Genomic DNA, 14,335 nt, shown 5'->3' on the forward strand with positions numbered 1-14,335 from the left:
AATGAAAAAAGAGGCCCGCGCGAACGGCGGGCGGGGCGATTAGCGGTTAGAAATGTACAGCGTCACTTCCAGACCGAGACGTAAATCGATAAAAGCAGGTTTCTTCCACATGTTTTGTTCCTCTTAAAAATGACGACAGGCCTCACGGATAATGCAGGATCTGTGACGGCCGCCGCATATTGCGCTTCACCGGGAGAGAGATCAACCCGGAATCTGTAAGGATTTAACTTTATGTTTACAATATAACCTATTGTTGCCAAACATTTTTTAATACCCGCAGCCAGTTACGCCACAGCAGCTTATCCAGCACCAATTGATCATAGTCGCTGTCACGCAAGGCATTGATAAGCCGCGGTAAGCCGGCCACATCCCCCAGCGCGTCCGGCAGGGTGACGCCGTCAAAATCCGAACCAAGGGCCACATGATCCTCACCCATGATGTTAATAAGATAGTCGATATGCCGGATGATGGTGGCGAAGGGCGTGTCGCTATCGCGCCGTCCGTCGGCGCGCAGGAAGGCGTTGCCGAAATTAACGCCCACCACGCCGCCGCTGTCGCGGATCGCCCGCAGTTGCCGATCGGTCAGGTTGCGCGGCTGTGGGCACAGGGCGTGGGCATTGGAGTGGGTGGCCACCAGCGGGGCGGTGGAGTGACGGGCGGTATCCCAAAAGGCCTGTTCATTCATGTGCGAAACATCGATCTGCATCTTCAGGGCGTTGGCCTGGGCAATGAGCGCGATACCCTCGCCGGTAAGACCCGGCCCGCTGTCCGGACTGCCGGGAAAGGCGCCGGTGACCCCGCAGCCGAAGCGATTGGCGATGTTCCAGAACGGACCTATGCTGCGCACCCCGGCGCGATAAAAGTCCTGCAGATCTTCGCCCTGGGCGTCGAACCCGCCGGCGCCTTCGATGTGCGCCACCATCGCCAGCGCATTATCCTGACGGCAGCGTTCGATATCCGCCGCGCTCAGGCACAGCCGCGCGCGGCTGGCGTCATGGGCGCAAATCGCCTTGAGGATAGCCAGCTGCTGCCAGAGGATCGTTAATGGGTCCCACGCCTGACTGGCGTACTGGGGCGCCACGCGGGCGATATACTCCTGCGGCGGTACAAAGAGGGCGAACAGGCCGCCGGCCAGACCGCCCTGGCGAATACGCGGATAATCGATGTGGCCGTTCTCTATCCCGGCAAAGAAAGCGTTCACCGGATCCTCGCGATGGTGAAGCCAGAGATTCAGCAGCAGGTCATTGTGACCATCAAAAATCGCCACAGCGGGCTCCTGGGTTATCAGGTGGTAAAAATGGCTGTCACGGTAGCGGATTTATGCCCGGGGGCAAGCAGAAATTCACAAGCCAGCAACAATTGCCAACGTTGATTATGTATCACACTGTATCCCGCGGTGGATCGCTGACATGAAGAGATAAAAACGGCCCCTGTCGGGCACACGGCGGATACAAATTTCCGCTTAACTGGTTACGTACTCTCTTGATGACGATAAAAGGTGACAAAGCGATGAACAGATTATCCCTGATCCGGTATACCAGCGCCGCGGCGCTGGGGTTATCCACCCTGTGGTCCGCCGCCGTTTGCGCCGCTGAAGACGCGGGGGCGTTCGACAAGCTCCACCAGATCCACGCCGGCGATCTGAATATTGGCTACGTGGATATCGGCCCGCGCGACGGCCAGCCGGTGATTCTGCTGCACGGCTGGCCCTACGATATTCAGAGCTATGCCCAGGTGGCGCCGGCTTTAGCGCAGAAGGGCTACCGGGTGATTGTGCCGTATCTGCGCGGCTACGGCACCACCCGTTTCCTCTCCGCCAGCACGCCGCGTAACGGTCAGCCGTCGGCGATGGCGGCCGATATTGTCCATCTGATGGATGCCCTGAACATCAGGCAGGCGGATCTGGCCGGCTTTGACTGGGGGGCGCGCACGGCGGATATCGTCGCCGCGCTGTGGCCGCAGCGGGTGAAATCCCTGGTCTCGGTGAGCGGGTATCTGATTAGCAGTCAGCAGATTGGCGAAAAACCGCTGCCGCCGCAGGCGGAGCTGTCGTGGTGGTATCAGTTCTATTTTGCCACTCCGCGCGGGGAAGCCGGTTACCGGCAGAACACCCATGACTTTGCGAAATTTATCTGGCATCAGGCGTCGCCGCAGTGGCCATTCAGCGACGCAACCTTTGCCAAAACCGCCCGGGCGCTGGATAACCCGGACCACGTGGCGATCACCATCAGCAACTACCGCTGGCGCCTGGGGCTGGAGAAGGGAGAAGCGAAGTATGCCAGCTATGAACAACGGCTGGCGGCGCTGCCGCCGATTACGGTGCCCACCATCACTCTGGAAGGGGCGAATAACGGCGCGCCGCATCCGGCTCCCGCCAGCTACCGGGCCAAATTTACCGGTAAATATGAGCACCGGGATCTGCAGGGGCCGGTGGGCCATAACCCGCCGCAGGAGGACCCGACGGCGTTTGTGCAGGCGGTGGTGGATGCCGATCGTTTGTAACCCGCGCCTTGCCGGCGGCGCGACGTTGCGCTTCCGGCAACACGGCTTATGCTTGTGAAGAGTCTAATTTGCCGCAGGAGCAGCCTTTGGAGCGTATTGACCACATCCTGGTCGTCGATGACGACCGCGACATCCGGGAACTGATTGTCGACTATCTGGAAAAATCGGGATACCGCGCCAGCGGCGCGGCGAACGGCAAAGCCATGTGGTCGGTGCTCAAAAACCATCAAATCGACCTGATTGTGCTGGATATCATGATGCCGGGGGAGGATGGCTTAACGCTCTGTCGCCAGCTGCGCGCAAACCCGCAACAGGATATCCCGGTGCTGATGCTCACCGCCCGCACCGACGACAGCGACCGGATCCTCGGCCTTGAGATGGGGGCTGACGACTATCTGGTGAAGCCCTTTGTGGCCCGCGAACTGCTGGCGCGCATCAAAGCCATTTTACGCCGCACCCGGGCGCTGCCGCCCAACCTGCAGATCACCGAGGCGGGCAGGCTGATCGCGTTTGGCGACTGGCTGCTCGATACCGCCGCCCGCCATCTGCTGGACGACAGCGGGGCGATTGTCGCCCTCAGCGGGGCGGAGTATCGACTGCTGCGGGTGTTTCTCGACCATCCCCAGCGGGTGCTGAACCGCGATCAGCTGCTCAATCTGACTCAGGGACGCGACGCCGAACTGTTTGAGCGGTCAATTGACCTGCTGGTGAGCCGGCTGCGTCAGCGCCTGCGGGAGGATGCCCGCGAGCCGGCCTACATTAAGACGGTGCGCAGCGAAGGCTATGTGCTGTCGGTCCCGGTCTCCATCCGCGAGAGGCATGAATGAGGTTCTGGCCCGCCTCGCTGCAGTCGAGGCTGATGGCGCTGCTGTTTCTGGCGCTGCTGCTGGCGAATACCTTAACCCTGTCGCTGCTGTTTTATGAGCGTATGAGCAGCGCCCGCAGCGTGATGCTGGGCAATCTGGCCTCTGATGTCGCCACCAGCGTGGCGATCCTCGACCGTCTGCCGCCCGCTGAACGCCCGCAGTGGCTGCCGAAGCTGGCGCGCGGCAACTACCGCTATCAGCTGGACGCCGGCGAGCGCGGCGACTACCCGGACAGCTGGCGCGCCCGCGACGCGGCGCGCTCCCTGCAGGAGGCGTTGAGCGCGCAGTATCCGGTGAGTATTGTGGCGATCCCCGGTCCGCGGCAGCATATCCAGGCCCATATTACCCTCCACGATGGCGCCCCCTTAACCCTCGACCTGTGGCCGAAACTACCGCCCATCGCCCGCTGGCTGCCGGTGGTGCTGATCGCTCAGTTTGTCCTCCTGCTGGCCTGCGCCTGGTACGCGGTTCGCCAGGTACTGCAGCCCATCACTCGCTTTACCCATGCGGTGAATGCGCTTGAGCCGGCCAGCGACACGGCGGGAACCATGGCCGAGCAGGGGCCGGAGGAGGTGCGCCGTGCCGCCCGCGCGTTTAACGCGATGCAGACCCGCATCCACGATCATCTGCAGGAGCGGGCGCGGATCCTCGCCGCCATCTCTCACGATCTGCAAACCCCGATCACCCGGATGAAGCTGCGAGTGGAGATGGCCGACCAGCCTGAACTGCGCGACAAACTGCTGCAGGATCTCGACAATATGACCCGCCTGGTGCGCGAAGGTATCGCCTTCGCTCGCACCTCGCAGCCGCTGGAGGAGGCGCGCCAGCGGCTGAACCTTGACGCCTTTCTCGACAGCATCGCCTGCGATTATGCCGATGTCGGCCGGCCGGTGCGGTTTTGCCCCGAGGCGCGCGCCGGAGTGGTGTGGATCCCACCGCAGGCCCTGCGCCGGGTGATGACCAACCTTATCGATAACGGGCTGAAATTCGGCGCCACGGTAACGGTCGTCCTGAACCGCGACGCCGCCGGGGATATCATCATTCATGTGCTGGATGAGGGGCCGGGGATCCCTGAGGCGTCGCTGCAGGCGGTGCTACAGCCGTTTTATCGCCTGGAGGACTCGCGCAATCGCGATACCGGCGGCACCGGCCTGGGGCTGGCGATCGCCGCGCAGCTGGTCAGCCAGATGAACGGCACGCTGCGCCTGGCCAATCGCCCGCAGGGCGGTCTGGATGCCAGCGTGCGTCTCGCCGCGCAGGGATTGTATCCTGCTGTATCACCGGCGCAGATAGAAAACTAAGCCGACAATTCTCCCGCTTTCCCGACACATCCGCCCTACATCCCCTTGCTGTAATGTCGTGGCTGCCACCTTCGGCAGCGATGGCATAATGAGGAGAAGGCGATGTCGATATTGATTGCATTTTTGGGCGGGATGTTAACCCTGCTAAGCCCCTGCACGCTGCCGGTGATCCCGCTGCTGTTCGCCAGCGTCCGGGGCCGCCGGGGGCAACTGGCGATCATGCTGGCGGGCATGGCGATGATGTTCGGCGCTGTCTCGTGGCTGGTGACGGTCGCCAGCGGTTGGGTCGTGAATCTGACGCTGGCTGGGCGCGGCCTGGCGCTGGCGTTCTTCGCCCTTGTCGGGCTGAGCCTGCTTTCGCCGCGCGTCGCGCAGCGGCTGACGTCACCCCTGGTGGCGCTGGGGAATCAGCTTAACGACGCCAGCTCACGCCAGCGCGGCTGGATCGGTTCGCTGCTGGCCGGGCTGGCGGTGGGTCTGCTGTGGGCGCCATGCGCCGGGCCGGTACTGGGGGCGATACTGAGCCTGGGCTTTGTGCAGCCGGGCCAGGCGACCACCGGCGGGTTGCTGTTGGCCTACGGCGGCGGCGGGGCGCTGATGTTATTCCTGCTCGGGTGGTGCGGCGCGGCGTTGATTGCCCGTCTGCGTCGCGGGCTGGCGTTCGGCGAACGGCTGCGCCGGCTGGCGGGGGTAGCGATGCTGGCCTCGGTGGCGCTGATCGCCAGCGGCGGCGATCGCTATTTGCAAAGCGCGGGAGGATGGAGTCAGGCGCTGGAGCAGCGGCTGGCCGCCCGTCTGCCGCAGCCAACGCAGAAAACGGTTCTGCAACCGATCGCGACGCCCGAGCCCAGCAGCGCGATGCCTTCGCTGGCGGGGGGCAGCGCATGGCTCAATAGCCCGGCGTTAACCCCGGAGAGTCTGAAAGGCAAAGTGGTGCTGGTGGACTTCTGGACCCGGGAGTGCATCAACTGTCAGCATACCCTGCCTTACGTGCGCGACTGGGCGAACAAATACCGCGCGGCCGGGCTGGTGGTGATTGGCGTTCATACCCCGGAATATCCCTGGGAGCGTTCGCTACCGCTGCTGCGCCAGGCGGTGAAGGACTGGCGGATAACCTACCCTGTGGTGGCGGATAATGAGTACGCCATCTGGAATGCCTTCGGCAATCAGTACTGGCCGGCGCATTATATTTTCGACGCACGTGGGCAACTGCGCTATACCGCCTTCGGCGAAGGGGATTATGCCCGCCAGGAACAGGTGATCCAGCAGCTGCTGCAGGAGAGCAAAGCCTGACCCGCGGACGCCGGTAACTGCCGGACGGTTCCCTTTATCCCTTATGCCCATTGCCGGGCGGCGCTGCGCTTGCCCGGCCTACAGGAGCGCGCAGGGAGAATGTAGGCCCGGTAAGGCGCAGCCGCCACCGGGCGTTGAAACGGGAAGGGTGCTGGATGCCCATTGCCGGGCGGCGCTGCACTTGCCCGGCCTACAGGAGCGCGCAGGGAGAATGTAGGCCCGGTAAGGCGCAGCCGCCACCGGGCGTCGAAACGGGAACGGCGCTGGATGCCCATTGCCGGGCGGCGCTGCGCTTGCCAGGCCTACAGGAGTGCGCAGGGAGAATGTAGGCCCGGTAAGGCGCAGCCGCCACCGGGCGTTGAAACGGGAAGGGTGCTCGATGCTCATTGCCGGGCGGCGCTACGCTTGCCCGGCCTACAGGAGCGCGCAGGGAGAATGTAGGCCCGGTAAGGCGCAGCCGCCACCGGGCGTCGAAACGGGAACGGCGCTGGATGCCCATTGCCGGGCGGCGCTACGCCTGCCCGGCCTACAGGAGCGCGCAGGGAGAATGTAGGCCCGGTAAGGCGCAGCCGCCACCGGGCATCGAAGCGGGAACGGCGCAGAATGCCCATTGCCGGGCGGCGCTACGCTTGCCCGGCCTGCGGGGTTACGGAGCCGCGTGTAGGCCCGGTAAGGCGCAGCCGCCACCGGGCGTTGAAACGGGAAGGGTGCTGAATGCCTGTTGCCGGGCGGCGCTACGCTTGCCCGGCCTGGGGGGTTACGAAGCCGCGTGTAGGCCCGGTAAGGCGGGTTACGTAGCGGGTGGAGACAGAATCTTGGCCGGGGTAACAGACGTTGCCGAACGGTTCCCTCTCCCTCCGGGAGAGGGTTAGGGTGAGGGAAACTGGCGTGACACTGTCACCGAACAACCCACTCCTGCAGGGCCTCGGACATCAGTTCGCCGAGCAGCGTGACCGCGGCGGAATGGGGTTCCTGACGCGGGGTTTGTTGCAGACTGACGGCCAGGTTGCCGGGGGATGGCAGTGATCCGCCGGCGGGGCGCAGATTGCCTGGCATGCCGATGCGGGTGCGTACCGTCAGCCCCAGGCCGGCCTGCACCGCCGCCCAGATGCCGCTCAGGCTGTGGCTGACGAACACCACCTGCCAGGGGATCCCTGCGGCATCGAGACAGGCAATAGCGCGGGAACGCATCAGGCACGGGCTGTCGAACATCACCAGCGGCAGCGGCTCGCCGGACGCCAGCCGCGCGCGAACGTCAAAGTCAGGATGCGCAATCCACGCCAGCGGGCAGCGGCCCAGCCCGGGCCCCTGATCTTCGGTTTGCCACAGCAGCGCCAGATCCAGCGTCTGCTCCGCCAGCGCCTGGCGCAGCGGGCCATTGCGATCCACCCTGGCGACGATCCGCACCTGCGGATGGTGGCGGGTAAACTGCCCAAGGATCCCCGGCATCAGCGATTCGCCAAAATCTTCCTGCATGCCAAGGTGAATTTCGCCAGTGAGCCGTTCGCCCTGCAGCGCGCGCAGGGTTTCATCATTGAGCGCCAGCAGCCGTCTGGCGTAGCTCATTAGCTTTTCGCCCTCCGCGGTCAGCGCCAGGTGCCGCCCCTGTTTAACCACCAGCGCGGCGCCGCACTGACTCTCCAGCTTTTTGAGCTGGGCGCTGACGGCGGAGGTGGAGCGCGCCAGACGCTGCGCCGCCAGGGCGAAGCTGCCGCACTCCATGCCGGTCACAAAGCTGCGCAGGGCGTCAAGATCGAGGCCGGGTAAGCGTTTCTCCATTATCATCCTTATTACCGGGACGTTGGATTCTGGCGATTGCCATTATCGGGACCTTACTGTGGCATCGCGGCGGGCAGGCGTCAACGGACCCTGCGGCGAGAAGCGTAGAAGCGCGCGCCAGTCGCGCAGGCAGGCATAAAAAAAGCCGATAAGGGAACTTATCGGCTTAGTGCAGGCAGGGCTGGCCGCTGAGCGGGGCGACAGGCGCCGCCTCGCTCAGGCAGATTATTGCGCCAGCAGCTCCTGAGCGGTGCGCTCCACCAGGCTCAGCAGGACCTTCACATCATCCAGCGTCACCACCGGGTTCAGCAGGGTCAGCTTCAGGCAGGTAACGCCGTTGTGCTCGGTCACGCCAACGTTGGCGCGGCCGGAAGCCAGCAGGGCGTCGCCGACGCGCTGGTTGAGCAGGGCGATAGCCGCCGCGTCGCTCTGCGCCATCTGCGCCGGACGGGAACGGAACAGCACGCTCGCCAGCTGCGGCTGCATCACCAGCTCCAGCGTCGGCTGCGATTTCACGTACTCCGCGACGTTTTTCGCCATGGTGACGCCGTGATCGATGATCGCCGCATACTGTTTCTGCCCCAGCGCTTCGAGGCCCATCCACAGCTTCAGGGCATCGAAGCGGCGGGTGGTCTGCAGCGATTTAGAGACCAGGTTCGGCACGCCGTGTTCTTCATCGAACTCGGAGTTCAGATAGGCCGCCTGATAACGCATCAGCTCGTAATGGCGGGCATCCTTCAGCAGGAAGGCACCGCAGCTTATGGTCTGGAAGAACTGCTTGTGGAAGTCCAGGGTAACGGAATCCACTAGCTCCAGACCGTCAAGATAGTCGCGATACTGCTCAGACAGCAGCAGCGCGCCGCCCCAGGCCGCGTCAACGTGCAGCCAGATCTGATGCTCCGCGGCGATACCGGCGATGTCGCGCAGCGGGTCGATAGCCCCCGCGTCGGTGGTCCCGGCGGTGGCGACGATCGCCATGATCTGTTCGCCGTTAGCCTGCGCCTGCGCAATCTTCGCCTTCAGGTCGGCCACGTCCATCCGCGCGAATTCGTCGGTTTTCACCAGCGTAACCGAGCGGTAGCCGAGACCCATCAGCGCCATGTTCTTCTGCACCGAGAAGTGGGCGTTTTCCGAGCACAGCACTTTGTACTGGCGGATATCCCCCGGCAGCCCATCCTGCTGGATGGAGTGTCCCTGACGGGCGAAGAAGGCGTCGCGCGCCAACATCAGGCCCATCAGGTTGCTCTGGGTGCCGCCGCTGGTGAAGACGCCGGCGTCGCCTGCCGGATAGCCGACCCGGGCGCGCAACCACTCGATCAGCTTCATCTCAATGATGGTCGCCGACGGGCTCTGATCCCAGGAGTCCATGCTCTGGTTGGTGGCGTTGATCAGCACTTCCGCCGCCTGGCTAATCACCAGGCTCGGGCAGTGCAGGTGCGCCACGCACTGTGGGTGATGCACCGACAGGCTGTCTTTCAGGAAGTACTCGATCGCACGATCAATCGCCGCCTGGTTACCCAACCCCTGTTCGTTAAATTCAAGGGAGATACGCTCACGCAGTTCGTCAACGCTTTTCCCCTGATACATCTCAGGTTGCTTCAGCCACTGCACAACGGCCTGACTGGTCTGCTCGATAACCTGCTGATAGGCCTCAACGCTCTGCGCCGAACCAGCAAGAATCGGATTCAATGTGGACATGGTGGTCACTGACTCCACTCAGACCGGTTTCACACCGGCGGCCAGCAGGGCCTGTTCAAATTTGTCGAGGAACACATTCAGTTCCGCGTCGCTGATCAGCAGGGACGGCAGCAGGCGCAGCACGCAGCCGTGACGGCCACCGCGCTCCAGAATCAGGCCCGCTTCGAAGCATTTCTTCTGCAGCAGGGCAGAGAGTTCGCCGTCAGCCGGGTAGCAGCCCATATGATCCTGCGCGTCGTTCGGCTTGACGATTTCGATACCGATCATCAGACCGAGACCGCGAACGTGGCCAATGACCGGGTAGCGCTTCTGCAGCTCCGCCAGTTTCCCTTTCAGCCACTCGCCCTGGGCGGCGACTTTGTCGGCAATGTTGTTGTCGCGCAGGTGACGCAGGGTGGTCAGGCCGGTAGCCATCGCCAGCTGGTTGCCGCGGAAGGTGCCGGTGTGGTGACCCGGTTCCCAGGCGTCGAACTGCTTTTTAATGCCCAGCACCGCCAGCGGCAGACCGCCGCCAACCGCTTTCGACATCACGATGATGTCCGGCTGAATACCGGCGTGTTCGAAGGCGAAGAATTTACCGGTACGGGCAAAGCCGGCCTGCACTTCATCGACGATCAGCAGAATACCGTGCTCTTCGGTCACTTTGCGGATGCGCTGCAGCCACTCGACCGGCGCCGGGTTCACGCCGCCTTCGCCCTGAACGGCTTCGAGGATCACGGCCGCCGGTTTACGGACGCCGCTCTCCACGTCGTTGATCAGGTTTTCGAAGTAGTAGGTCAGCGCTTTGACGCCGGCTTCGCCGCCGATGCCCAGCGGGCAGCGGTACAGGTGCGGGTAAGGCATAAACTGCACTTCCGGCATCATGCCGTTGACCGCCGCTTTCGGCGACAGGTTGCCGGTGACCGACAGCGCGCCGTGGGTCATCCCGTGATAGCCGCCGGAGAAGCTGATCACCGACGTACGACCGGTGTATTTTTTCGCCAGCTTCAGCGCCGCTTCCACGGCGTCAGCGCCGGAAGGACCGGTGAACTGCAGGCAATACTCTTTCCCTTCGCCCGGCAGGCAAGAGAGCAGGTATTCGGAGAAACGATCTTTTAACGGGGTAGTCAGATCGAGAGTATGTAACGGCAAGCCGCTGGTAATGACACTTTGGATGCTCTGCAATACATCAGGGTGGTTGTGGCCCAGAGCGAGAGTACCGGCGCCGGCGAGGCAGTCCAGGTACTGTTTGTTATCCGCATCCGTCAGCCACACGCCTTCAGCTTTAGTGATAGCCAGCGGTAACTTACGCGGGTAACTCCTGACATTCGATTCGAATTCGGCCTGACGGGCCAAAAAGGTTTCGTTGTTTGCGTCTAATAAATCGGCACGTAAAGTATCAATACGGACTTTATCCGTCATCATATCACTCCCACAACCAGCATTGCGGTTGAACGCTGGTTGAATAATTGGTGTAAGGAATTGAATTGGCATTCATAAAGCGCGCACAATATATGGCTTTTTAAATCCGCATTCAACGTTTTATTGATTGCGTTATTTTGACGTTATTCTTACCGGGGTAAAAATTAACGTAACCTGCTGAATTATAATAAAACAACCCTGAGTAACGATAACCCTTTAAAGTGTAATTATTAGTGAGAAAGTCTCTATATTTTTATTGCCGCTGCGTTAAAGCGCTGACGGAAAGCCTTCCGTCAGCGATAGCAAGAGTCAATGCAGCTCAACCGCATAATTTGTTAAAGGTGTAACTTTTTTCACCAACTTATTGTTATATAAAAACTGTTCGTAAGTGTCGTAGCGCGCTTTATCCAGCGCCGCCGGATCGGCGGCGAACAGCGGCACGGTTTGCAGCCAGGCCTGATGGTTAAGCTCGGTCTTCAGCTCCGGATGCGCGGCGGCGAACACCTCCCAGCTCTCCTGCGGATGCGCGCGCAGGTAGCTGACCCCGGCCTGCAAGGCGGTGAGGAATTTACGGATTTTCGCCTCATGAATCGCGTCGCGGTGGGCGACAATCACCAGCTCGTCATAGGCCGGTACGCCATAATCCTCAACGTTCATCACCACCGGGGCTTTGCCCTGCAGCTTCAGCTCCTGCGCTTCTATATTACGATAGCCGCCGATGACCGCGTCCACCTGGCCCGCCAGCAGAGCGCTGGTCAGCTGAAAATTGACGTTGACCAGCTTGATACTGGCTGGATCGATCCCCGCATGCTGCGCCATGGTCGACAGGGTGGCCTGCTCAATGCCGCTGACCGAGTAACCCACCTTCTTGCCTTGCAGATCCGCCGGGGTTTTGATCTGCTTATCCAGGGCGATCACCGTGTTCAGCGGCGAGCCGATCAGGGTGCCCACGCGCACCAGCGGTAACCCTTCGTCAGCGAAGAAGTGCACCTGCGGCTGGTAGGTGATGGCCAGGTCCGCCTGACGGGCGGCCACCATGCGGGGCGGCAGCGCCGGATCCGACGGGGGGACAATCTTGACGTCCAGACCCTGGGCCTTAAAGGCGCCGATCTGCTCGGCCACCATAATCGGCGCATGGTCGGGGTTAATATACCAGTCCAGCACCAGGGTGAGCGGTTCATTGGCCAGCGCGTGACCGCTGAGCAGCGCCGTCAGGGTTGCTCCGGCGAAAAGCGACGTTTTCATCTGTTTTCCTTTATTACTTCATGATTATTCCGGCGACCAGTCGATCAGCCGGTGCAGCAGGGTGTCTACCGCCAGCCACAGGAAGAGGGTCAGCAGTACTAAAATAAACAGCGCGGCGAAGCAGATATCGGTTTGCAGCCGCGCGTTGGCATTGAGCATGACGTAGCCCAGCCCCTCGGCGGAGCCGACCCATTCGCCGATAATGGCGCCGATGGGAGCCACCGCCGCCGCCATGCGCAGGCCCGAGCCCAGCGCCGGCAGGGCGGCCATCAGGCGGACATGCCGCAGCTGAGCGCCGAAGGAGGCGTTCATGCTGCGCGCCAGATCGAGATACTCGTGGTTGACCCGTCGCAAGCCGTCAAAGAAGGCGGACGTGACGGGAAAGAAAATCACCAGCACCGCCATCGCCACTTTGGCGCTCATGCCAAACCCCAGCCACAGCACCAGCAGCGGGGCGAGGGCAAAGACCGGGATCGCCTGGCTGGTGAGCACCAGCGGCATCAGCCAGCGCTGCAGGCGCGGGGAGAGGATCATGCCCAGCGCCAGCGTGACGCCGAGCGCCACCCCCAGCGCCAGGCCGCTGAGGATCTCGCTGAGGGTAATCAGCGTGTGCCAGCCGAGATAGGCGCGATTGACCCACAGCGCCTCGGCGACCGCCGCCGGGGAGGGTAAAAGAAAGTGCGGAATGCCGCTGCGGCTGGCCAGCCCCCAGAGAAGCATCAGTCCGCAGAACACCATGCCGCCGCGCCAGAGACGTCCAGTCATGAGTGGGCCCTCATCAGCTGCTGCAGCAGCGCCGCCTGGGCGTTCAACAGCTCGGGCGCATCCGGCGCGCGCGGAGGCGCGCCGGTGAGGTGATGGCTGTCGTCGATCTCCCCGTCGGCGGCCGAGAGGACCAGCAGACGGTGGCTCAGCCGGCAGGCTTCCAGCGGATCGTGGGTGATCAGCACCACCGTGCGCCCCGCCAGCAGAGTGGCCGCGAGGGTCTGAATGCGGGTGCGGGTGAGGGTGTCCAGCGCCGAGAAGGGTTCATCCATCAGCACGATGGGCCGGTCCTCATACAGGGTGCGGGCCAGCGCGGCGCGCTGACGCATCCCGCCGGAGAGCGTCGCCGGCCGGGCGTCGGCGCAGGAGGCGAGCTCCACCTGTTCAAGCAGGGTGGCGACCCGGGCGTGATCCACTTTCTCACCGCGCAGCCGTGCGCCGAGGGCGACGTTCTCCCTGACGCTCAGCCAGGGGTAAAGCAGGTCTTTCTGCCCCATCCACGCCAGGCGGCCGGGTATCGGCTTTCCGTCGCTGGCGACCACTTCCCCGCGGGTGGCGGGGGCCAGGCCGGCCATGACCCGCAGCAGGCTGGTTTTACCGGCCCCGCTGGCGCCGAGCAGCGACACCCACTGACCGCCGGGGACCGTCAGCGACAGGTTGTCGAACAGGCGGCGGTCGCCGAAATGGAGGCTCAGCTTGCGAACCTCGATACCTGGCGCCGTCACGCCCGGGACTCCGCCGCGGCGTTGAGCCCCATCTGCCAGAACTGCGCCTCCAGGCGGGTGGCGGTGGTGAAGATGTCGCTCAGCCCGGCGAGGCGGGCCTCGCTTCCGCGCTGTTGCCACACGGTCTCCAGCAGCGCCAGCGCGGCGCTGACGCCCTGCAGATAGCCTTCATCGCCATAGTTACGGATCCACGAGGCGTAAGGATTATCCTCCAGTCGGGTGGCGGGGTGATGCAGCAGGCCCAGACCGATTTCGGCGTAACCCGCCACGCAGGGCATCAGGGCGACCAGCAGATCCAGCGCGTCGCCTGAATGACCGATATCCAGCACGTAGCGGGTATAATTGATGGTTTCTGGCGCTTCGGGCTGGGCGGCCATCTCCGGTTCGCTAATGCCCCATTGGGCGCAGTAGCCGACATGCAGCGGCACTTCGTTAAGGATGGCGTTCATGGAGGCGGCCGCGGCGCGCATCTCCGGCAGCGTGCGCAGTTTACTCACCAGCAGCGCGTAGCTGCGGGCGAAATGGATCAGAAACAGATAATCCTGGGTCAGATAGCGACGGAACGCGCTTTTCGCCAGGGTGCCTTCGGCAAGCTGCTGAACGAAAGGGTGCGCCACATAGTGCTGCCAGTCAGCGGCGGCCAGCTGGCGTAAACGGCCATAAAGACCTTGGCTAAACGCGGGAACAATCACAGGACCTCCATTTATGCAGGGGAGATCCGGGCGTGCAGGGGTGTGAACAGGCAATGGCGGTAATGCTG

General features: G+C 63.0%; 13 protein-coding genes. 4 read left to right on the top strand and 9 right to left on the bottom strand.

Features of this window, described 5'->3' with window-relative positions:
- Positions 1 to 39 precede the first annotated feature (39 nt).
- Both pqqA and LGM20_RS12055 read right to left on the bottom strand, forming a co-directional pair.
- Entirely contained in the window at positions 40 to 111 is a 72-nt protein-coding gene (pqqA, locus tag LGM20_RS12050) for a pyrroloquinoline quinone precursor peptide PqqA (protein WP_002905689.1), read from the bottom strand.
- A 136-nt stretch (positions 112 to 247) separates the two neighbouring features.
- Positions 248 to 1,267 (bottom strand): dipeptidase, encoded by a 1,020-nt coding sequence (locus LGM20_RS12055; RefSeq protein WP_044523410.1) that lies wholly within the window; start codon positions 1,265 to 1,267, stop codon positions 248 to 250.
- Between the two features lie 242 nt (positions 1,268 to 1,509).
- Between LGM20_RS12055 and LGM20_RS12060 the strand changes: the two genes are divergently transcribed.
- The 4 genes from LGM20_RS12060 to LGM20_RS12075 all read left to right on the top strand — a co-directional run bounded on the left by LGM20_RS12060 (position 1,510) and on the right by LGM20_RS12075 (position 5,962).
- Positions 1,510 to 2,502 carry an alpha/beta fold hydrolase gene (locus LGM20_RS12060; RefSeq protein WP_044523409.1) on the top strand — a complete coding sequence of 331 codons (993 nt, stop codon included), beginning with the start codon at positions 1,510 to 1,512 and terminating at the stop codon, positions 2,500 to 2,502.
- Positions 2,503 to 2,588: 86 nt separating this feature from the next.
- Entirely contained in the window at positions 2,589 to 3,329 is a 741-nt protein-coding gene (locus tag LGM20_RS12065; RefSeq protein WP_017900551.1) for a response regulator, read from the top strand.
- A complete protein-coding gene (locus LGM20_RS12070) occupies positions 3,326 to 4,669 on the top strand; it encodes a HAMP domain-containing sensor histidine kinase (RefSeq protein ID WP_044523408.1) in 1,344 nt (447 codons plus the stop codon). The genes LGM20_RS12065 and LGM20_RS12070 overlap by 4 nt, the downstream gene beginning before the upstream one ends.
- A 102-nt stretch (positions 4,670 to 4,771) precedes the next feature.
- Complete coding sequence (locus LGM20_RS12075) at positions 4,772 to 5,962, top strand: cytochrome c biogenesis protein DipZ (RefSeq protein WP_044523407.1); 1,191 nt, start codon at positions 4,772 to 4,774, stop codon at positions 5,960 to 5,962.
- An 897-nt stretch (positions 5,963 to 6,859) separates the two neighbouring features.
- Here the strand turns inward: LGM20_RS12075 and LGM20_RS12080 are convergent.
- The 7 genes from LGM20_RS12080 to tenA form a co-directional block, all read right to left on the bottom strand.
- Positions 6,860 to 7,753: a LysR substrate-binding domain-containing protein gene (locus tag LGM20_RS12080; RefSeq protein WP_032428857.1), complete on the bottom strand. Its 894-nt coding sequence runs from the start codon at positions 7,751 to 7,753 to the stop codon at positions 6,860 to 6,862.
- A gap of 213 nt (positions 7,754 to 7,966) precedes the next feature.
- Positions 7,967 to 9,448, bottom strand: a complete 1,482-nt coding sequence (locus LGM20_RS12085) for a pyridoxal phosphate-dependent decarboxylase family protein (RefSeq protein WP_072413243.1) — start codon at positions 9,446 to 9,448, stop codon at positions 7,967 to 7,969.
- A 9-nt stretch (positions 9,449 to 9,457) separates the two neighbouring features.
- A complete protein-coding gene (locus LGM20_RS12090) occupies positions 9,458 to 10,843 on the bottom strand; it encodes a diaminobutyrate--2-oxoglutarate transaminase (protein WP_072096675.1) in 1,386 nt (461 codons plus the stop codon).
- 306 nt (positions 10,844 to 11,149) lie between these two features.
- Positions 11,150 to 12,085, bottom strand: a complete 936-nt coding sequence (locus LGM20_RS12095) for an ABC transporter substrate-binding protein (protein ID WP_044523396.1) — start codon at positions 12,083 to 12,085, stop codon at positions 11,150 to 11,152.
- A gap of 24 nt (positions 12,086 to 12,109) precedes the next feature.
- Positions 12,110 to 12,850 carry an ABC transporter permease gene (locus LGM20_RS12100; protein WP_032452953.1) on the bottom strand — a complete coding sequence of 247 codons (741 nt, stop codon included), beginning with the start codon at positions 12,848 to 12,850 and terminating at the stop codon, positions 12,110 to 12,112.
- Positions 12,847 to 13,575 (bottom strand): ABC transporter ATP-binding protein, encoded by a 729-nt coding sequence (locus tag LGM20_RS12105; protein ID WP_044523394.1) that lies wholly within the window; start codon positions 13,573 to 13,575, stop codon positions 12,847 to 12,849. The genes LGM20_RS12100 and LGM20_RS12105 overlap by 4 nt, the downstream gene beginning before the upstream one ends.
- Positions 13,572 to 14,267, bottom strand: coding sequence for a thiaminase II (tenA, locus tag LGM20_RS12110; RefSeq protein ID WP_032452946.1), 696 nt, complete (start codon positions 14,265 to 14,267; stop codon positions 13,572 to 13,574). The genes LGM20_RS12105 and tenA overlap by 4 nt, the downstream gene beginning before the upstream one ends.
- Between the last annotated feature and the right edge of the window lie 68 nt (positions 14,268 to 14,335).

Origin of the sequence: Klebsiella quasipneumoniae subsp. quasipneumoniae (assembly GCF_020525925.1) — a bacterium.
GTDB lineage: Bacteria > Pseudomonadota > Gammaproteobacteria > Enterobacterales > Enterobacteriaceae > Klebsiella > Klebsiella quasipneumoniae.